The sequence below is a fragment of the Novosphingobium ovatum genome (assembly GCF_009909235.1).
Classification (GTDB): Bacteria; Pseudomonadota; Alphaproteobacteria; order Sphingomonadales; family Sphingomonadaceae; genus Novosphingobium; species Novosphingobium ovatum.
Genome location: NZ_JAAAPO010000002.1, coordinates 282882 through 301288, shown reverse-complemented (window position 1 = coordinate 301288; position 18407 = coordinate 282882). Strand labels below are relative to the sequence as shown.

Here is an 18407-nt window from a genome sequence, read left to right as displayed (position 1 = left end):
ATGACCCACAGTGACATGCTGCGCGAACTGGCGCTCGTGCTTGGCCCGGACGGGCTGTTGACCGACGAGGCCGAGCGCCGCCTGCACTCCGGCGACCTGTTTGGCCAGGGCGGGCTGTGCGTTGCCGTGGTGCGCCCCGCCGATCCTGACCAGCTGGTCGCGGCGGTCAAAGTGATCGCGCAGGCGGGTCTGGCCATCACCCCGCGCGGGGGTGGGCTGACCTATGTGTCGGGCTATACCCATGGCGCGGGCGGGCATGTGGCGGTGGACCTGCGCCGCATGAACCGCATCGTCGAGATCAGCCCCACCAACATGACCATCACCGTAGAGGCGGGGGTGACGTGGCAGCAGATTTACGAGGCGCTCAAGCCCTTGGGCCTGCGCCTGCCGTTTTTCGGCACCTTTTCAGGGCGCGGGGCAACGGTGGGCGGCGGGCTGTCGAATGGCGCGCTGTTTCTGGGCACGGCGCGACATGGCACGGCGGCAGAGGCGGTCGTCGGGCTGGAGGTGGTGCTGGCCAATGGCGATGTGCTGCACACTGGCCAGCGCGGCGTGGCCCTTGCGCCCGATCCGTTTTTCCGCACTTTCGGGCCGGACACCACCGCGATGTTCACCCATGACGCGGGCGCCTTTGGCATCAAGTCACGGGCAACCTTGCGCCTGATCCGCGCGCCAGAGGTCACCGATTTCCTCTCCTTCGGCTTTGCCACGCAGGCCGAAGCGATTGAGGCCATTTGCGAGATTGGCCGGAATGATCTGGCCGAGGACGCCTATGTCATGGACGCCGACAAGACGCGTCTGGCGCTGTCCAGCCCATCCGATCTGGCCAGCGACATCAAGACCTTGGCCAAGGTGGTGCGGCAGGAAAAGGGCCTGTTGCGCGGGCTGAAGGCGGGCGCGCAGCTGGCCATGGCGGGCCGCGACTTTATCGAAGCCGGGTGCCATTCGCTGCATCTGGTGCTGGCGGGCCGCAGCCGGGCGGGCGTTGACGCTGATATGGCGGCGGCGCGCGACATTGCCGCGCGGCTGGGGGGCAAGGAACTGCCCAACTCCATCCCCAAGGCCACCCGCGCCGAGATGTTCAGCCCGCTGCACATGGTGCTGGGCCCGCAATCCGACCGCTGGCTGGCGCTGAACGCCAAGGTCTCGCATGGGCAGGCGCAGGCCCTGTCGGCGGCGGTGGAGGCGTTGATCGCGCAATATCAGCCCCGGCTGGACGCGGCCGGCGTGATGGTCTCGCGCTTGTTGACGGTGATCGGCACCCACGCCTTTTCCTATGAGCCTGTGTTCAACTGGCGCGATGAATGGCTGCCGATGCACCACGCGACATTGGCTATGGTGGGCGCAACCGACCGCTTTAGCGAACCGGCCCCCGCCCCAGACACCCGCGCGCTGGTGATGGAACTGCGGGCGCGGATCATCCAGACCTTTGCCGAACATGGTGCGGCGTCCAACCAGATCGGCCGCACATACCGCTATGCCAGCGTGCTGCGCCCCGAAACGCTGGGGCTGATCCGCGCGATCAAGGCCCATGTCGATCCCGATGGCCGCATGAACCCCGGCGCGCTGGAGCTGTAACGCCCATGGCCCGCCCGCATATCGAATTTGTCCAGACGCAAAACGTGCCATGGGCGCAGCACCCCGACGGCACCGCGACCAAGCTGTTGAATGGCGATCCCGATACGGGCGCGCAAACGCTGATCGTCCGCTATCCGGCGGGTTTTACGGCAGGCGGCGTGCTGGACCGGGGTGAAGAGCTGTTCGTGCTGGAGGGCGCCTTGACGCTGGGCGAGCAGGCGCTGGGCTGGCACGCCTATGCCTTTGCCCCGCGCGGGGGATCGGCGGTGCGGGGCAGCGTGACGGGCGCAACGGTGCTGATCTTTCGCCACGGGTGGGCATGCGCCGACAGCGTGGCGGGGGTGGCTGAACCTGTGGCCATCGACACGCCGCGCATGGCGTGGGACACCTCCACCTATGACCCGGCGCTGTCTCACCTGCGTCTGGCGCGCAAAGTCTTGCGGTTGGGGCCAAACGACAGCGGACGCACGTTCCTGCTGACCGGCCTGCCGCATGGCATTCCGCCCGAAACCCATCTGCGCCCCGAAATGCATACCCACGCCGAGGAAATGTTCATGCTGTCGGGCAGCATGTGGGCGCCCGAAGGCTTGATGTGCGCGGGGGCCTATTTCTATCGCCCGCCCGGCATCATCCACGGGCCGCATGTCTCGCCCGCCGGGTTTTTGCAGATCATGCGATCACCGGGCGCCAACCGCATCGTCACCCATTGGCAGGACAGGCTGGAGCCGCTGCCCATCGGCGCGCCCTATGCCCCGCGCGGGGTGCCGCCCGAATGGGCCGCGCCATATGCAGAAGGGGCCGCCTGCTAGGCCGCCCCTTCCCCGTTGCCTCAGCGCTTCAGCTCGACCAGTTCATACCAGGTCTGCATGTAACCGCCAACGCCACCCTGAACAAAGATGGCGTCATCATCCGCCGTCACCCACACGTCATAGGGCGGGTGCGCTTCGCCCGACAGGCCGATCATGCCGCCATCGGGATCGCTGAACTGATAGTGGTAGCATTCAAACGTGCCGGCCTTGACCGTCACCGTCTCGGTCCCGACATAGCCCAGCTGGATCACGCTTTCGGCGATCACCGGCGGGGTCGCGCCGCGGTGGTCGGGCGAAGGCAGGAAGGTGCGGAACTTGCGCGGGGTCGTCGTGCTGCGGTCGATCTTGCGCGTGATATAGGCGTCAGCCACAATCGGGTGCGTGCCGAAACCGTCATATTCGCCGTTGATCGGCATGGTCTGCGAAATGCGCCCGATCGAGGGGCCATAGCTTTCGCATTCAATGCTGTCGGGGCCCATGATGAACAGGCCCGCGCCCATGAACTTGTCCCCGATCACCAAACGGACAAAACAGTCCATCGGCATGTCGTTGGCATCGATGCTATAGGTCACATCGCGGTGGACGGTGGGCGCCGGCTCGTCAATCTCGCAACGCGCGCGCAGCGTCTTCTTGCCGTCGGTGTGGTGGGTCCAGGTGAAATATTCACGGCCACGCTCCTGGCCCTCACGCCCCGGTTTCTTCGAGGTGTAAAGGATGCTGCCGGTGATGGTGCGGTGTTGCTGCAAGTTGTGGCTCCTTTGGTGGGAATGGATCAAACAGGCGTGGCAATGCCCAGCAGGCAGGCGGCCAGCACCACCACCCACAGCACCATCACGGTGGGGCGGGTTTTGGACAGGACGCCCACGATGGCGGCATCGGTTTGCGGCGTGGCGCCGTTGTTTTTCATGGCAATGATCGCCGGGAACAGCGGCACCAGTTGCACCCGCACCAACAGGCCCAGCGCGATACAGGCGGCCAGCGCCAGCATCTTGCCCGCGATGAACAGCGGCAACGTGATGGCCCCCGCCAGCCCGCCAATGCCCGCCGCCAGCAGACCGGCCAGCACGATGTAACGGATGACGATATCGATACGCTTATACCCGGTGGCGCCATGCTTGAGATGCACGACCCACGCCAGCGCCAGCCACGCCAGCGCGGCCACCCAAACCAGCCCCAGCCAGCCATGCGACAGCGGCACCCAGCCCTTGACCACCGCCAGCGAAAAGCCGGTCGGGAAAGCCAAGATCAGCGTCGTGCGCGGGGCCATGTCGATGTTGTTGAGGATCTTGAGCGACATCATCCGCTCACCCACCGGGCGGGAGGAATCGGTCAGGAAGGTCGCGCCATAAAACGCCCCCAGATCGCCGCCCAGCCAATAGATCGGGATCAGCAGATGCAGCAGCGTCAGCAGGGAAACAGCCAGCGTCATGGCTCAAGCCTCCTGAAAAAAGGCGGTCATTGCCGCCGCGCGCGTGGGCGCGAAATCGGGCGCGTCCAGCCGCGGCAGGCGCAGGAAACGGCCATCGCGCAGGCTATCGGTCAGATCCACGCTGCAATCATACAGCGGGTCATTTTCCGCCGCGATGACCAAGGTCGGACAGGTGATCAAGGCCATGCGCGCGGGCGCGTCCCACTTGAACGCGGCGCGGTAATTCAGGTGATAGGACTGGCACGCCTTCATCACCTCCAGCACCCATGCGTGCAGATCGCCGGGCGCGGGCAGCCCGCCATCGCGGCGGCCCGCACGTGTGCGGTTGTACCACGGAAAGAACATGTACTGATCGCGGCAGAACTGGAAGATGCGGATCAGATAGGCGCCTTCCAGATCGGGATTGAACGGGTGGGCGTATTTTTCGAGGATCTCGGCCAGTTCCTCTCCCACCATCAGGCTGACGCCGTCCAGCACCAGCCGATTGACCTTTTCCGGGGCCAGAATGGCCAGCTCGGCGGCGATCGATGCCCCCGTGTGCGAGCCATAGACATTCACCCGCGCCACGCCCAACCCGTCAAGGAAGGCGTTCACGGCGGCGGCCAGATCGGGGATCGTCGGCTCTTCCCCCGCCAGCGCGCAAGGCAGCGGATCGCTGTCACCATTGCCCGGCGTATCGGGGGCCAGCACGCGGGTCACACCGGCAAAATCGCCGATCAACCGCACCTGTTGGCGCGATGATCCGGGCGAGGCATGGATGATCAACAGCGGCGCGCCATCTGCGGTCAGACTGCCCTCACCGGCACGGCGGTAGTGGGTCTGACCATGGGGCACATCGACGAAACCACGGCGGATGGCTGGCGCGGTCATGCGGGTTCTCCCTCGATCACTTCCAGCAAGGCGCCTTCGGGCGTCAGCAACATGCCCACCCGGCGCCCAGCATAGAGCGGCCCATCGCGGGTGATGGGTTCGACCGCCCAATGCCCGTCCAGCCGGGCGAAATCGGGATGCGCCATGGAGGTGATTGCCACCCCCGGCGGCAATTCGCCCGGAACACGCGGACGTTCCACCGTGCCTTCGGGGTACTGGTCGAACTCCAGAAAGGTGTCGCCTTCCCACTTGCCGGTCACCAGCTCATGCTTGGTGTCAGGGTCCAGACCAAAGGCATTGTTGATCATCGAATATTTGATCGCCACCGGGTCAATCACGCCCAGCCCCAGCACTTCACGCCCCCATTGCGCGGTCTTGCGCAGATCAGGGCAGGCCAGCACCAGAATGAACGGCCGGTCGATCAGTGATTGCGGCGCAGGCAGGCCGTGTTCGGGGCCGGGCACCAGGATCTCGGTCAGATAGACGATCTCCTGATCGGCGCCCTTGACCTGCATCGGCTTGACTGTGGCAAAGCCGTCCAGCGGCTTGGGGCTGCCGATCACCTCGAACGGAGAGGCGATCATGCGGCTGTTTACCGCCTCGACATCGGTGACGCACAATTCGATTGCCGCCCAGCCATAGCTGCGGATGGGCGCGTAATCGGGCACCGGCGTGCCTTCGACAAAGCGCAGGAAGGTTTGCGCGCCAGAGGCGGGCTGCAACACGGCATAGCCCTTGCCCGCACTGGCCGGAGCCAGCCACAAGGCGGCCAGATCGGCATCAACCGTGCCCTGTTCGACCACGCGATAGTCCATCCATTGCGTATAGCGCGCGATGGCATCGGCCAGATCGCCCACCACATGCGTGGCGCATTTCAGCAAAGTCATGCCAACCCCTTATGATCCTGTGGCGCAAGGCAAAGGGGGCAAGGCCAGATGGCGGGGCCCCCTTTGCGTGCATGTCGCGCCAAATTATGGCTTAGATTTAATACATATCAAGCGCTATTTGGCGTATATCGCCCCGCGCCCCTATCCCAGCACGCCAGCGGCGCGGATCGCGGCGATGGCATCACCATGCCCTGCCATTCCCAGCCCCGCATCGGCCAGCGCGTCATTGGCGCCCTCCAGTCCGGCAAAACGCAGGCAATCCAGCGCCTTGGCCCGGTGCTGCGCATCGGACAAAGGCCATTGCGGCGAACCGAACTGCGCCGTGACATCGGCCGTCAACACACGCCCATCGGTCAGATGCGCCCGCGCCTGCGCCGGGACAAAGGCCGCCGCATCGGGATTGTCATCAGCCACCACACAGATCCGCGCGGCCAGCGCCAGAATCGCCGGATCATCCAGCCGGTCGCGGCCAAAATCGCCCAGCCCGACCTCTCCGCGCAACAGCACCACCGCCGCCAGATAGGCCAGACACAACCGCGCATAGCCCGGCTCCATCCCCGGTTTGGCCGGACGGCCCAACAGGCGGTGGATCAGCGGCGGGGCGTGATATTCCAGATGGTCCAGCCCTTCGGCCGTCAGCCCCTGATCGCGCATCAGGCCGGTGACCGCCATGATCCCGCCATGGCCCGCGCGGCCCGTGGGAAACGGCTTCCAGCTGACCTCTGGAATGCGGTGGCCGGTGGCCAGCAGGGCGATCGCGGCCTCCAGCTCCTCGCGCACTTCCATCAGCGCGAAATAGCCAAACGGCCCGGCCAGCGGATCACGCACGCCGGGCATGCCTGCCCGCGCCAGATCCACCGCCACCAGCGCGTTGCGCGCGGCATTGGCCACTTGCACCGGCAGGGCGGGCTTGCCCTCCAGATGGGCCTGCATCGTGCCCGACACCAGCGCCAGCGCATGACCAAAGGCGTCCAGCGCCATCTCGCGCGGCAGGTTGCGCAAACGGGCAATGGCGGCCACACAACCAAAGATCCCCGCCGTTGCCGGGCGGAAGAATTTCAGCGGCCCCGGCGCGGCCAGACCCAGCGTCACCGCCACATCCACGCCCGCAACGATCGCGGTCAGGAATTCGGTGCCGCTGACAGGATCGCCGCGTTCCGCCTCTGCCAAAACGGCCGACAGAACGGTGGCCATCGGGTGCAGCACGGCGGGTTCATGGACGCAGTCAAACTCTTGCCCATGGATCTGGAACCCGTTGACGAACGCCGCCGAAGGCGCTGGCAGGCGCACGCCGGGACGCCCCAGCACACCCGCCGTATCGCCAGCCCCCCAGCCCTGCGCCATGGCCAGCACGCCGTCGGCATGGGCGGCATTGGCCCCCGCCACGCCCACGGCCAGCGAGTCATGCAGGAAGATCGCCGCCTTGTCCCGCACCGCCTGCGGCAGGTTGTCCCACCGCAGGTTCAGTGCATGATCAACCAACCGCTCAGCGGGATTAGCCATCAATGCGGCTCCTCGCCGCCCGACACGTTCATGCTTTCGCCGGTGATATACACCGCATCGTCTGAACACAGGAAGGCAACAGCCCCCGCCGTATCGGTCGGCAGCCCCGGACGGCCCAGCGGGATGCGGGCGGCCATGCGCTTGCGGTATTCCTCGACGGTGATGCCCTGTGCTTCGGCAAAGTGGGCGTTCTGCCATGCGCCCAGCCCGGTGGTGACGTGGTTGGGGCAGACGTTGTTGACGGTGATGCCATGCTCACCCAGCTCGATCGCGGCGCTGCGGGTCAGGCCCACCAGACCATGCTTGGACGCGGTATAGGCCTGCGCATGGGGGAAGCCCGACTTGGCCGCCTGGCTGGCGATGTTGATGATGCGGCCACCACGGCCCTGCTTGACCATGACCTCGGCGGCGGCCTGCAGGCCAAACCACGCCCCCGTCAGGTTGACGTCGATCACCGCGCGCCAATCATCGGCCGACACGTCAAACAACGGCTTCATGATATAGCCGATGCCCGCGTTGTTCACCCAGATGTCCAGACTGCCGTGGGTGTCCACCGCATGCTGGGCCAGCGCCCGCACACTGTCGGGATCGCGCACGTCGCACACGCAGGTGCTGGCCGCGTTGGGCATGCTGGCGGCGATGTCCTGCATTTCCTGCGTGCCGCCGATCATGCTGTCCGGCGTGGCGGCGTCACGGCTCGCGCCGATGTCAGAAATGACCACGGTGGCGCCTTCCTCGGACAGGCGGCGGGCGATGGCCTCACCCAGACCAGCGCGGCGGCCAGACCCGGTGATGACGGCAACCTTGCCGGCAAAACGCCCGCTCACGCGCAGATTTCCTCGGTCGTCAGGAAGGTCACATCGACCATCTCGCCAAACTGGGCGGCGACCTTTTGCATCAGCTCGGTCGAGACATCCGCGCCGAACTGATCCATGTCAGCCACGTCAATGATTTCAACATACTGATAGGGCGGCGTGGCATCGCTGCCCAACACGCCGGTCGACTTGAACACGCGGAAGGAGTCGACCGAGGCCAGACCGTTCACCGTCGGCAGGTCCACCGTCTTGGCCCACTGCGTATAGGCTTGCGGGTCCACACCGGGCTTGAGGTTGAACAAAGCGATCAGGCGCATGGGCAGGTCCCTTTTGACAATGTGTGAGGCGCGGCCAGCGTGCACCGACAGGCCGCGCGGAAAAGATATCCGGTTTTGCCACAGGATCGCGCGATGGGGGCTTGTTTCCTGCGCTGTCCGACAGTCGGTCAGCCAGATGGCGTATTTCGAACAGCGGGCGCCCCGCGCTCCCTTGCGGCGGTCACCCTGATAATATACCCTATAAATATAACAAGTGAGGAAAGCGCCTTGCCCACCCCCACCCCGGCTGTCAGCCAGCCCGTACCCAATGATCCCGCCGCCCAGTATGACGGCCCGCCCGATTACCGCGTGATCGGCCGCCATGGCGTGTTCCCCGACACCAGCCATGACGAGATCGAGCGCATCAATTTTCTGGCGCAGATGAACCGCCATCTGGCGGCGCGAGTCGTCCCCGGCGTCAAGGCCGCCTATGACGCGCGCGTCGTCCCCGCCTTCGAGGCCAAGCATGGCCGCCCCATCGCCACCCGCCACGAAGCGCGCAAGGCGATGCTGGAGGACCCCGCGTTCTGCACGTGGTCGGCGCTGCGCCGCATGACCATGGAACAGCGCCAACAGGCTGGCCGCTGGACCGCCATCCGCCAGCGCGAGGCGCTGAACGCCCGCGCGGCCGCGCTGATCGATGGCGATCCGCGCCTGTCGCTGAACCCGGCGCTCAAAATTCCGCGCTATGTCTCGGCGGTGGACCACCACTGCATGCCGGGCAGCTATCATAGTGAATATGTGCCGGGCGATGTCACCAACGGCGCCAATTACGACCACGCGGGTTTTGTCACCACCGGCGGCCTGCTGGGCAAGTTCTCGGACGGCGGCGGCCATGCCGTGGTCAAATGGGTGAAGAAGAACCTGCCCGATTTCGCGCCCAAGCGCATTCTGGAAATCGGCGGCACGGTGGGCCATTCCAGCCTGCCGCTGGCGCTGGCCTTCCCCGAGGCGGAGCTGACCATTGTTGACCTTGGCGCGCCTGTGCTGCGCTATGGTCTGGCGCGGGCCAAATCGCTGGGCGTGGAGAACGTCCGCTTTGTGCAGGCCAGTGGCGAGGACCTGCGCGGCATCTTTGCCGATGGCAGCTTTGACTGGGTGCAGACCACGATGTTCCTGCACGAACTGTCGACGCCCGCGCTGCGCAACATCATGCGCGAGAGCAAGCGTTTGCTGCGCCCGGGCGGCATCGTCCTGCATGTCGAGCAGCCGCAATACACCCCCGACATGCCCCTGTTTGAACAGGCGATGCGTGACTGGGACGCGTTCTATAACAACGAGCCGTTCTGGAGCCACATGCACGAGATGGACCTGGACGCCGAGATGGAGGCCGCCGGCTTTGCCCGCGATGCCATCATCCATGGCGGGGTCTATGGCGTGGTGGACCGCGAATTGTTCCCCGACGCTGCCGAGGACGACACCGAGGATTACGGCCGCAAGGCGGCATGGCATGTGATTGGAGCCGTGGCATGAGCTTTGCCGATGCTTTGAAGGACGCGGGCGCCAAGCCTGCGGGCAAGCGCCCCTATTTTCTGGACGCGCAGGTCGAGAAGGTGCTGGCCATCACCATGAGCCTTGCGCAGGAACTGGCCGTGGCGCGGCAGCGCAACGACACGCTGGAACGCCTGCTGAAAGCCAAGGGCATTCTGGCCGAAGGCGAGGTCGACACCTTTGTCCCGGACAAGGCCGCAGCGGCCGAGCGCCAGATGTGGAATCAGGAATTCATCGCCCGCATCCTGCGCATCGTGCAGCAGGAGAACGAGGCCGCCGCCGCGTCGGGCGATGTGGCCAGCGGCGAAATGGCCGACGAACTGGCGGAGGGCTGAGCGCGCCATGGAATTTGAATTCACCATACCGGTTCTGGTGGTGGGCGGCGCGGCCTGTGGCTGTATCGCGGCTCTGGCCGCCAAGGATGCTGGCGCCGATGTCCTGTTGGTCGAGGCGGACGAGCGGCCGATGGGCACAACCGGCATGTCGATGGGGCTGATCTGTGCGGCGGGCACCAAGGCGCAGGCCGCCAAGGGCATCCATGACAGCGCGCAATCGCTGTATGATGACATCATCGCCAAGACCAAGGGCCAGACCGATCCGGTGATCGCCCGCACGCTGGCCGACAATTCCGGCCCGACGCTGGACTGGATGGCCGATCGGTTGGGCATGCCATGGGAACTGGATATGGGGTTCCGCCCCTCCTATGGCCTGTCGACCTATCGCATGCATGGCTGGCACGGGCACGACGGTCAGGACATGGTCGATCTGCTGCACAAAAAGCTGCAGGACGAAGGCATCGACGTGCTGCTGGGGGCCAAGCTGGTCGAGATCCACGCCGATGACACGGGCCGCGTGCTGGGCGTATCGCTGGCCCGCCCCGATGGCGCGATCGAGCAGGTGGGTTGCGACACGCTGATCCTGGCCAGCGGTGGTTATGCCGCGAACGAGGCCCTGATCGCGCAGCACATCCCCGTCATGGCCCACGCCGCCGAGGCCGGCTACGCCCGCAACAACGGCCACGAGGGCAATGACGGCACCGCCGTCGTGCTGGGTCAGAAACTGGGCGCGGGTGTGGGCGACATGGGGGCCTATCAGGGCTATGCCATGCTGACCGATCCGCAGGGGATTTCGGTGGTGCCGGGGGTGATTGTTGATGGCGGCATCATCGTCAACGGCCGCGGTGAACGCTTTTGCGACGAAAGCGAGGACATCGCCGGGATGGTGCACCCGGTCATGGCCCAAGGCGGCGCGTGCTGGGTCATTCTGGACGAGCGCATCGCCGCCAATCAGGCCTATACGCCCGAAATGCGCCAATTGGCCGAGTTGAACGCCGCCAAGCGCGGGGCCGATGCCGCCGCACTGGCCGCCACCATTGGCGTCCCCGCCGACGCGCTGACCGCCGCCCTGACCGAGGCGCACGAGGCACGTGCGCAGGGCCGCGCCGATGCGCAGGGCCGTGGCTGGACCGGCGATGACACCCCGCCCTCCGGCGCACTGCTGGCATATAAGGTGGTGGGCGCGATCTATCACACACAGGGCGGTTTGCAGATCGATGGACAGGCCCGCGTGCTACGCGGCGATGGCAGCCCCCTGCCCAACCTGTTCGCCGGTGGCGGCGCGGCGCGTTCAGTCTCTGGCCCGGCGCATTGGGGCTATTTGCCTGCGATGGGCCTGTGCACGGCGGTCACGCTGGGCCGCATGGCCGGCCTGTCGGCCGCGCGTCAGGCCCTGTCCGCCCCGGCCCCCGCTCCGGCCTGACACCCATTCCCGCCCCCATCTGTCCAATTTCCCGGTGTTTTCTCCGACAGTTGGATAGCCACCCCCACCCCCGCGCGACATTGTCATAAATCTATACGTTTTCCGACAGGATCCACTGGAGTTCACCATGAGCGAGGCCACCATCACCGCAACGCCGTCCATCAGTAACAGCCTGACCGCGCTGAAGGGCGTGCTCGGCGGCATTGTCGGCGCCGAGAACATCCGTGACGATGACGCCTCGCGCGCGCTGTTTTCCGAAGACATCTGGGACAAGAGCGCGTTCACCACGATGCTGATCGTCTCCCCCGCCAACACCACCGAACTGGCTGCGGTGGTCAAGGCGGCGGCGGACGCTGGCGTCTCGATCGCGCCGCGCGGGGCGGGCATGAGCTATACCGGCGGCTATTACCCGGCCGACGCGCACACCATCAGCCTCGACACCAGCCGGATGAACCGCGTCCTCAAGGTCAGCCCGGACGACATGACCATCACGGTCGAGGCGGGCGCCTCGTGGAAGACGATTGATGACACGCTGGCCCCGATGGGCCTGCGCCTGCCGTTCTGGGGCCCGATGAGCGGCATCTGGTCAACCATCGGTGGCGGCCTGTCGAACCTGAACGCGATGTTTGGTTGCGGCCATTACGGCACATCTTCGGAAAGCGTGATCGCCATCACCATGGTGCTGGCCGATGGCAGCGTGCTGAAAACCGGCGCGCGTGGCCCTGATGGCGACACGCCGTTCTATCGCCACTATGGCCCCGATCTGGCGGGCCTGTTCATGGGCGACGCTGGCACGCTGGGCATCAAGGCCGAGATCACCTTCCGCCTGATGCAGCGCCCCGCGTTCGAGGACTCGGCCAGCTTCAGCTTCAAGACCGGGCCGATCATGTTGCAGGCGCTGGGCGAGATGGCGCGCGCGGGAATCGCCGCTGAAACCTGCGGCTTTGACCCCGGCCTGACCAAGGTGCGCATGAAGCGCATGGGCATGACCGCCGATGTGAAGGCCTTGGGCGCGGTGATGCTCAAGGAAAAGAACATCTTCAAGTCGCTGCTGGCCGCGTTCAAGATCGCCAAGGCCGGTCGCAGCTTCATCGAGGAGGAGGAATACCCCCTCCACATCACCGCCGAGGGCCGCTGCGCCGAGGCCGTCGCCGCCGATCTGGCCAAGGCGCGCGAGATCGCCAAGAAATATGACGGCGTCGAGATCGCCAACACCATCGCCAAGGTGATCCGCGCGATGCCCTTCCCGCCGCCCAACTCGATCCTGGGGCCCGAGGGCGAAAGCTGGATCCCGGTGCATGGTCAGGTCAGCCTGTCGAACGCGCCCAAGATGTTCGCCGAGATCAAGGCCTATTTCGACAGCATGCAGGCCGACTATGACCGTCTGGGCATCCACAACGGCTTCCTGTTCTCGACGCTGCACAACAATGCGATCGTGATGGAGCCGGTGTTCTTCTGGCCCAAGGGCTATCGCCCGATCCATGAAAGCATGGTGGAACCGGCCCATCTGGCCAAGCTGAAGAAGCTGGGCGATGCCGAGGAAGCGACCGCTTTCGTCACCGCCGGGCGCGAGATGGTCAAGCGGATCTGCGAGAAGTACGGTTGCGCCCACTTCCAGATCGGCCGCAGCTATAAATACCGCGAGAGCCGCAACCCGGCCTTCCTGCGCGTGCTGGACGCGGTCAAGGCGACCGTCGATCCCAAGGGCCAGTTCAACCCCGGCTGTCTGGGCTTCCCGCCGGCCAAGGGGGACGCACAGTGAGCGACACCTATCGCGCCATCCGCCTGACCCGTTTCGCGCCCTCGTTCCGTGAAGGCTGCGACATCGTCGACCTGCCCGTTGCCCAGCCCGGCCCGGGCGAGGTGCGGGTGCAGAACCTGTGGTGCGGCGTCAACGGCATCTTTGACACCCAGATCGCCCGCAACGCGGTGGATTATGTCAAGATCGGCCTGCCCACCTTTACCGGCGTCGAGGCCTTGGGCCGCGTGCTGGCCGTGGGCGAAGGCGTGACCGATCTGGCGGTGGGCGACGCGGTGGTGACCACGCGCTTTACCGGCGGATATCGTGAGGAAAACACCGGCCCCGCCGCCAATTTCCTGAAGGTGCCAGAGGCCGCCCCCGAATGGCTGGCACTGGCCAGCACGGGTGTTTCGGCCATGGTCGCGCTGACGGTGATCGGTGAGTTGAAGCATGGCGAGACGGTGGCGATTTCGGCGGCTGCGGGTGGTCTGGGCCATCTGATGGTGCAGATCGCGGTCGACATGGGCTGCCACGTTGTCGCGGTGTGCGGTGGCAAGGACAAGTGCGATTTCGTCCGCTCGCTGGGCGCCGCCCGCGTCATCGACTATCGCAGCGAGGACGTGGGCGCGGTGCTGGCCGCCGAATACAAAAACAAGCTGAACGTGGCGGTCGATACCGTGTCGGGCAGCATCTATGACGCGTTTCTGGCCAATCTGGCCAACCATGGCCGTCTGGTCGTGGGAGGCGCCGCCGCCGACCTGAATGGCAAACCCGAGATCGTCAGCGCCCCGCGCATCGCCAATGACATCTATTACAAGGGCGCCAGCGTGCGCGGCTTCATGAACGGTCTGCTGACCGCACATTGGCCCGAAGCCCGCGCCCGCCTGTTCCCGATGTACCAACAGGGCCGGATCAAGGTGACGTTCGATAGCGAACACCACACCGGCCTTGCGGGCGTGTATGACGCGGTCGAACGGCTGTTGTCGGGCAGGTCCATGGGCAAGGTGATCGTCGACATCGCCGGAGGCGCCAGCCAGTGAGCACCGCGCCTCGTACCCTGTTTGCCAAGATCTGGGACGCCCATGTCACCGCCACCACGGCGGCGGGCGCCGATCTGGTGGCGATCGACCGGGTGTTCCTGCACGAACGCACCGGCGCTTCGGCGTTGAAAAGCATGGCCGCGTCAGGCCGCCCGGTGATTGATCCGGCGCGCGTGTTCGCGGTGATGGACCACATCGTCGACACCCGTCCGGGCCGGGGGGATCAGACGCTGATGCAGGGCGGTCAGGGTTTCATCACCGAAACCCGCGCCGCCGCGCTGGCCGCCGGAATCACGCTGTTTGACGTGACCGATGCGGATCAGGGCATCACCCATGTCGTCTCGCCCGAACTGGGCATTGTGCTGCCCGGCTGCACGCTGGTCGCGCCCGACAGCCACACCTGCACACAGGGCGCGCTAGGCGCGCTGGCATGGGGCATCGGCAGCTCCGAGGCCGAGCACGCCATGGCCACCGGCGTGTTGCGCCTGATGCGGCCAAAGACGATGCGCGTGACCTTTACCGGTACGCTGCCCAAAGGCGTCACGGCCAAGGACATGGCGCTGACGCTGCTGGCGCGCCATGGCGCGGGCGGCGGCGCGGGCCATGCAGTGGAATTCGCCGGCCCGGCGGTCGAGGCGCTGGACATCGAGGCGCGCATGACCTTGTGCAACATGGCGACCGAATTTGCCGCCATGGCAGGCTTTGTGGCACCTGACGCCAAAACCTATGCCTATCTGGCAGGGCGGCGCTATGCGCCTGCCGCGTTCGATGCGCCCTATTGGGCCGATCTGAAGACCGACGATGGCGCGGTATTTGACGCTGAAATCGTCATCGATGCCAGCGAAATCCGCCCGATGGTAACATGGGGCACCAGCCCCGAACATGCTGTGCCCGTGGGCGCCGCGGTGCCGCAGGGGCCGCAGCGCGCGCATGACTATATCGGGCTGGAACCGGGGGCGACGATGGCGGGCACGCCGATCGATGTTGCCTTTATCGGGTCCTGCACCAACGCGCGCCTGTCCGATCTGCGCCGCGCGGCGGACATTCTGCGCGGGCGTCACATCGCCCCCTCGATCAAGACCGCGCTGGTCGTCCCCGGCAGCATGGCCGTCAAACGCGCCGCCGAGGGCGAGGGGCTGGACAAGGTGTTCGAGGCCGCCGGTTTCGAATGGCGGATGAGCGGCTGCTCGCTGTGCTTCTTTGCAGGCGGCGAAAGCTTCCCCGCTGGAAGCCGCACGATCAGCAGCACCAACCGCAATTTCGAAGGCCGCCAAGGTCCCGGCATCCGCACCCATATCGCCAGCCCCGAAGTGGTGGCCGCCAGCGCCGTGATGGGGGCGATCACCGATCCGCGCGATCTGATGGCGGAGGCCGCCCAATGACGCCGTTCACCACGCTGACCGCCGTTGCCGCGCCGTTGAACCCCGGCGCGTTGGCCGACAATGTCGACACCGACGCCATCATCCCCAGCCGCGAGATGAAATCCACCGGCCGCACCGGCCTTGCCGAAGGGCTGTTTGCCCCATGGCGCTATGTGCCAACGGACGATGGCACCCGCCTGCCCAACCCCGATTTCGTGCTGAACCTGCCCGAATATGCGGGCGCGCGGATCATCGCGGGCGGACACAATTTCGGCTGCGGCTCGTCACGCGAACATGCGGTGTGGGCGTTGGCCGAATATGGCATCCGCGCCGTGATCGCGCCGGCCTTTGCCCCGATTTTTGCCGCCAATTGCATCCGCAACGGGCTGTTGCCGGTGGTCCTGCCGCGTGGCGCGGTGGAGGCGCTGGCGGGCCGCGAAGTCACCATTGATCTGGCCACGCAGACGGTCACTTGCGGCGATGCGACCTATGGCTTTGCCATCGACGCCGAGCCCAAGGAGATGTTGCTGGAGGGGCTGGACGCCATCGACCTGACGTTGAAGTCGCAAGACTCGATCGGCGCGTGGACCGCCGCCGACCGCGCCGCGCGCCCATGGATTTACCTATGACTTTCATTACCATATCCGAAGTCGGCCCGCGCGATGGGCTGCAATCGATCAAGCCGGTCATGCCACTGGAGGCCAAGAAGGCATGGATCGCCGCCGAGGCCGCCTGTGGCGTACGGGAGATTGAGGTGGGCAGTTTTGTCCCGCCCAGCCTGTTGCCGCAAATGGCCGATACCGCCGAACTGGTGGCCTTTGCCCGCACGATCGAGGGGCTAAACGTTGTCGCGCTGGTCCCCAATGCCAAGGGCGCGGCGCGCGCGGTTGAGGCGGGCGTGCATGGCTTTTCCGCGCCCTTTTCGATGAGCGAGACCCATTCGATCCGCAACGTCCGCAAGGACCACGCGCAGATGATCGAGGAAATCCGCGCGATGGCGGCCATCGCCAGCGATGCGGGCGTCCACTTCGCCGTTGGCCTGTCGACGGCGTTCGGCTGTACGATTGAGGGCGCCGTGCCCCAGGCGACCGTGGTGCGTCAGGCGGTGGCCAGTGTCGAGGCCGGGGCCAAGGAGCTGTCGCTGTCCGACACCACCGGCTATGCCGATCCGCGTCAGGTGCGCCAACTGGTCCGCGCCGTCCGGGCAGAGGTGGGCGATGTGCTGACAACGCTCCACCTGCACAACACGCGCGGGCTGGGTCTGGCCAATGCGCTGGCGGGTCTGGACGAAGGGATTACCACGCTCGACAGCTCGCTGGGGGGTCTTGGCGGCTGCCCCTATGCGCCGGGCGCGTCGGGCAATCTGGTGACCGAAGACCTTGTGCTGATGCTGAACAGCATGGGCTATGACACCGGAATCGATCTGGAAAAGCTGTTGCAGGTCCGTTCCATCCTGACCCAAGCCCTGCCGGACGAGCCGCTTTATGGCTTTACCCCGGACGCGGGCGTGATGCTTGACTATCATGAAAGGACCACGCGTTGAGCGAGCCTGTAGCCGCAACGCCCGCCCCGTTGGCGGGCATCCGCATCGCTGAATTCACCCACATGGTGATGGGCCCGGCGGTGGGTCATATTCTGGCGGGTCTGGGCGCCGAAGTCATCCGCATCGAGCCGATCGGTGGCGATCCGACGCGCCGTCTGCTGGGCTCGGGTTCGGGCTATTTCCCGATGTACAACCGGGGCAAGCAGTCGATCTGTCTGGACCTGAAGAGCCCCGAAGGGCTGGCCGTGGCCAAGGACATCGCCGCCAAGGCCGACATTCTGGTCGAAAACTTCCGCCCCGGCGCGCTGGACCGGCTGGGCCTGTCCTATGAGGCGCTGAGCGCGGTCAACCCCCGGCTGATCTATTGCAGCGAAAAGGGGTTCCTGCCCGGCCCCTATGAAAACCGCACCGCGCTGGACGAGGTCGCGCAGATGATGGGCGGTCTGGCCTATATGACCGGGCCTCCGGGGCGCCCGCTGCGGGCTGGCTCCAGCGTGATCGACGTCACCGGCGCGATGTTCGGCGTGATCGGCATTCTGGCCGCGCTGGAGGAACGCCACCGCACCGGCAAGGGCCAGAAGGTCGTCGCCAGCCTGTTTGAAACCACCGCCTATCTGGTGGGTCAGCACATGGCGCAGTTTGCCGTCACCGGAAAGCCGGCCGCCCCGATGCCCGCGCGCATTTCGGCATGGGCGATCTATGACGTGTTCGAAACGCAGGATCTGCCGGTGTTCATCGGCGTGGTTTCCGACAGCTTGTGGGAAAAGTTCTGCGCGCTGCTGGGCTTTGACGAGCTGTGGGCGGACGAGAGCATCCGCGCCAACAACCAGCGCGTGCTGGCGCGTGACCGCATCCTGCCCACGGTGCGGGAAAAGGTTGCCACCTTTACCCGCGCGGAAATCATCGCCCGGCTGGAAGGCACCGGCATCCCCTTTGCCCCCGTCAGCAAGCCCGAGGAGCTGTTCGACGATCCGCAACTGGCCGCCGGTGGGCTGGAGCCGGTGACGCTGGACACGGGCGCGCAAACGCAATTGCCGACGATCCCGCTGGAGATGGCGGGCCTGCGCCCCGGTGGCGGCGCGGTATTGCCCACGCCGGGCAAGGACGCGCGCGATGTGCTGGCGGGGCTGGGCTATGACGCAGGCCAGATCGACGCGCTGATCTCTGGCGGAGCGGTGGCGGAAAGCTGATCCTCCCGCCGCAAGGCCGACACCACCAAACCCCCCGTCAGCCCGGCGCTGGCGGGGGTTTTTGCTGTGCAACGC

At 66.0% G+C, this 18407-nt stretch carries 18 protein-coding genes; 11 read left to right on the top strand and 7 right to left on the bottom strand.

What is annotated here, in order from left to right; all coding sequences use genetic code 11:
* Both GTZ99_RS05585 and GTZ99_RS05580 read left to right on the top strand, forming a co-directional pair.
* Entirely contained in the window at positions 1-1578 is a 1578-nt protein-coding gene (locus GTZ99_RS05585) for an FAD-binding oxidoreductase (protein ID WP_161717297.1), read from the top strand.
* 5 nt (positions 1579-1583) lie between these two features.
* A complete protein-coding gene (locus tag GTZ99_RS05580; RefSeq protein ID WP_161717296.1) occupies positions 1584-2387 on the top strand; it encodes a cupin domain-containing protein in 804 nt (267 codons plus the stop codon).
* Between the two features lie 20 nt (positions 2388-2407).
* On the opposite strand, the gene GTZ99_RS05575 is transcribed toward GTZ99_RS05580, so the two are convergent.
* The 7 genes from GTZ99_RS05575 to GTZ99_RS05545 all read right to left on the bottom strand — a co-directional run bounded on the left by GTZ99_RS05575 (position 2408) and on the right by GTZ99_RS05545 (position 8208).
* Positions 2408-3133: a DUF3108 domain-containing protein gene (locus tag GTZ99_RS05575; protein WP_161717295.1), complete on the bottom strand. Its 726-nt coding sequence runs from the start codon at positions 3131-3133 to the stop codon at positions 2408-2410.
* A gap of 26 nt (positions 3134-3159) precedes the next feature.
* Positions 3160-3816, bottom strand: coding sequence for a hypothetical protein (locus tag GTZ99_RS05570; protein WP_161717294.1), 657 nt, complete (start codon positions 3814-3816; stop codon positions 3160-3162).
* Positions 3817-3819: 3 nt separating this feature from the next.
* On the bottom strand, positions 3820-4686 hold the full coding sequence (locus GTZ99_RS05565; protein ID WP_161717293.1) for an alpha/beta fold hydrolase: 867 nt from the start codon (positions 4684-4686) through the stop codon (positions 3820-3822).
* Positions 4683-5573: a VOC family protein gene (locus GTZ99_RS05560; protein ID WP_161717292.1), complete on the bottom strand. Its 891-nt coding sequence runs from the start codon at positions 5571-5573 to the stop codon at positions 4683-4685. The genes GTZ99_RS05565 and GTZ99_RS05560 overlap by 4 nt, the downstream gene beginning before the upstream one ends.
* Positions 5574-5714: 141 nt before the next feature.
* Entirely contained in the window at positions 5715-7076 is a 1362-nt protein-coding gene (locus GTZ99_RS05555; protein WP_161717291.1) for an MmgE/PrpD family protein, read from the bottom strand.
* Entirely contained in the window at positions 7076-7903 is an 828-nt protein-coding gene (locus GTZ99_RS05550) for an SDR family NAD(P)-dependent oxidoreductase (protein WP_161717290.1), read from the bottom strand. Before GTZ99_RS05550 ends, GTZ99_RS05555 begins: the two co-directional genes overlap by 1 nt.
* On the bottom strand, positions 7900-8208 hold the full coding sequence (locus GTZ99_RS05545; protein WP_161717289.1) for an REDY-like protein HapK: 309 nt from the start codon (positions 8206-8208) through the stop codon (positions 7900-7902). The genes GTZ99_RS05550 and GTZ99_RS05545 overlap by 4 nt, the downstream gene beginning before the upstream one ends.
* A 228-nt stretch (positions 8209-8436) precedes the next feature.
* On the opposite strand from GTZ99_RS05545, the gene GTZ99_RS05540 reads away from it, so the two are divergent.
* The 9 genes from GTZ99_RS05540 to GTZ99_RS05500 all read left to right on the top strand — a co-directional run bounded on the left by GTZ99_RS05540 (position 8437) and on the right by GTZ99_RS05500 (position 18332).
* A complete protein-coding gene (locus GTZ99_RS05540; RefSeq protein WP_201742386.1) occupies positions 8437-9681 on the top strand; it encodes a class I SAM-dependent methyltransferase in 1245 nt (414 codons plus the stop codon).
* On the top strand, positions 9678-10034 hold the full coding sequence (locus GTZ99_RS05535; RefSeq protein WP_161717288.1) for a hypothetical protein: 357 nt from the start codon (positions 9678-9680) through the stop codon (positions 10032-10034). Before GTZ99_RS05540 ends, GTZ99_RS05535 begins: the two co-directional genes overlap by 4 nt.
* A 7-nt stretch (positions 10035-10041) precedes the next feature.
* Entirely contained in the window at positions 10042-11457 is a 1416-nt protein-coding gene (locus GTZ99_RS05530; RefSeq protein WP_161717287.1) for an FAD-dependent oxidoreductase, read from the top strand.
* A 127-nt stretch (positions 11458-11584) separates the two neighbouring features.
* Complete coding sequence (locus GTZ99_RS05525) at positions 11585-13219, top strand: FAD-binding oxidoreductase (RefSeq protein WP_161717286.1); 1635 nt, start codon at positions 11585-11587, stop codon at positions 13217-13219.
* Complete coding sequence (locus GTZ99_RS05520) at positions 13216-14238, top strand: zinc-binding dehydrogenase (protein WP_161717285.1); 1023 nt, start codon at positions 13216-13218, stop codon at positions 14236-14238. Before GTZ99_RS05525 ends, GTZ99_RS05520 begins: the two co-directional genes overlap by 4 nt.
* Positions 14235-15620 carry a 3-isopropylmalate dehydratase large subunit gene (locus tag GTZ99_RS05515; protein ID WP_320076641.1) on the top strand — a complete coding sequence of 462 codons (1386 nt, stop codon included), beginning with the start codon at positions 14235-14237 and terminating at the stop codon, positions 15618-15620. Before GTZ99_RS05520 ends, GTZ99_RS05515 begins: the two co-directional genes overlap by 4 nt.
* Positions 15617-16228, top strand: a complete 612-nt coding sequence (gene leuD, locus GTZ99_RS05510; protein WP_161717284.1) for a 3-isopropylmalate dehydratase small subunit — start codon at positions 15617-15619, stop codon at positions 16226-16228. The genes GTZ99_RS05515 and leuD overlap by 4 nt, the downstream gene beginning before the upstream one ends.
* The gene (locus GTZ99_RS05505) at positions 16225-17142 is read left to right on the top strand and encodes a hydroxymethylglutaryl-CoA lyase (protein WP_161717283.1); all 918 of its coding nucleotides are present in this window, start codon (positions 16225-16227) and stop codon (positions 17140-17142) included. Before leuD ends, GTZ99_RS05505 begins: the two co-directional genes overlap by 4 nt.
* Positions 17139-18332, top strand: a complete 1194-nt coding sequence (locus GTZ99_RS05500; RefSeq protein WP_161717282.1) for a CaiB/BaiF CoA transferase family protein — start codon at positions 17139-17141, stop codon at positions 18330-18332. The genes GTZ99_RS05505 and GTZ99_RS05500 overlap by 4 nt, the downstream gene beginning before the upstream one ends.
* Positions 18333-18407 lie beyond the last annotated feature (75 nt).

Bases quoted from the DNA above. Each gene is read 5' to 3' on its own strand.
- GTZ99_RS05585 (WP_161717297.1), top strand. From the start codon at position 1: ATGACCCACAGTGACATGCTGCGCGAACTGGCGCTCGTGCTTGGCCCG.
- GTZ99_RS05580 (WP_161717296.1), top strand. From the start codon at position 1,584: ATGGCCCGCCCGCATATCGAATTTGTCCAGACGCAAAACGTGCCATGG.
- GTZ99_RS05570 (WP_161717294.1), bottom strand. From the start codon at position 3,816: ATGACGCTGGCTGTTTCCCTGCTGACGCTGCTGCATCTGCTGATCCCG.
- GTZ99_RS05565 (WP_161717293.1), bottom strand. From the start codon at position 4,686: ATGACCGCGCCAGCCATCCGCCGTGGTTTCGTCGATGTGCCCCATGGT.
- GTZ99_RS05560 (WP_161717292.1), bottom strand. From the start codon at position 5,573: ATGACTTTGCTGAAATGCGCCACGCATGTGGTGGGCGATCTGGCCGAT.
- GTZ99_RS05555 (WP_161717291.1), bottom strand. From the start codon at position 7,076: ATGGCTAATCCCGCTGAGCGGTTGGTTGATCATGCACTGAACCTGCGG.
- GTZ99_RS05545 (WP_161717289.1), bottom strand. From the start codon at position 8,208: ATGCGCCTGATCGCTTTGTTCAACCTCAAGCCCGGTGTGGACCCGCAA.
- GTZ99_RS05535 (WP_161717288.1), top strand. From the start codon at position 9,678: ATGAGCTTTGCCGATGCTTTGAAGGACGCGGGCGCCAAGCCTGCGGGC.
- GTZ99_RS05530 (WP_161717287.1), top strand. From the start codon at position 10,042: ATGGAATTTGAATTCACCATACCGGTTCTGGTGGTGGGCGGCGCGGCC.
- GTZ99_RS05525 (WP_161717286.1), top strand. From the start codon at position 11,585: ATGAGCGAGGCCACCATCACCGCAACGCCGTCCATCAGTAACAGCCTG.
- leuD (WP_161717284.1), top strand. From the start codon at position 15,617: ATGACGCCGTTCACCACGCTGACCGCCGTTGCCGCGCCGTTGAACCCC.
- GTZ99_RS05505 (WP_161717283.1), top strand. From the start codon at position 16,225: ATGACTTTCATTACCATATCCGAAGTCGGCCCGCGCGATGGGCTGCAA.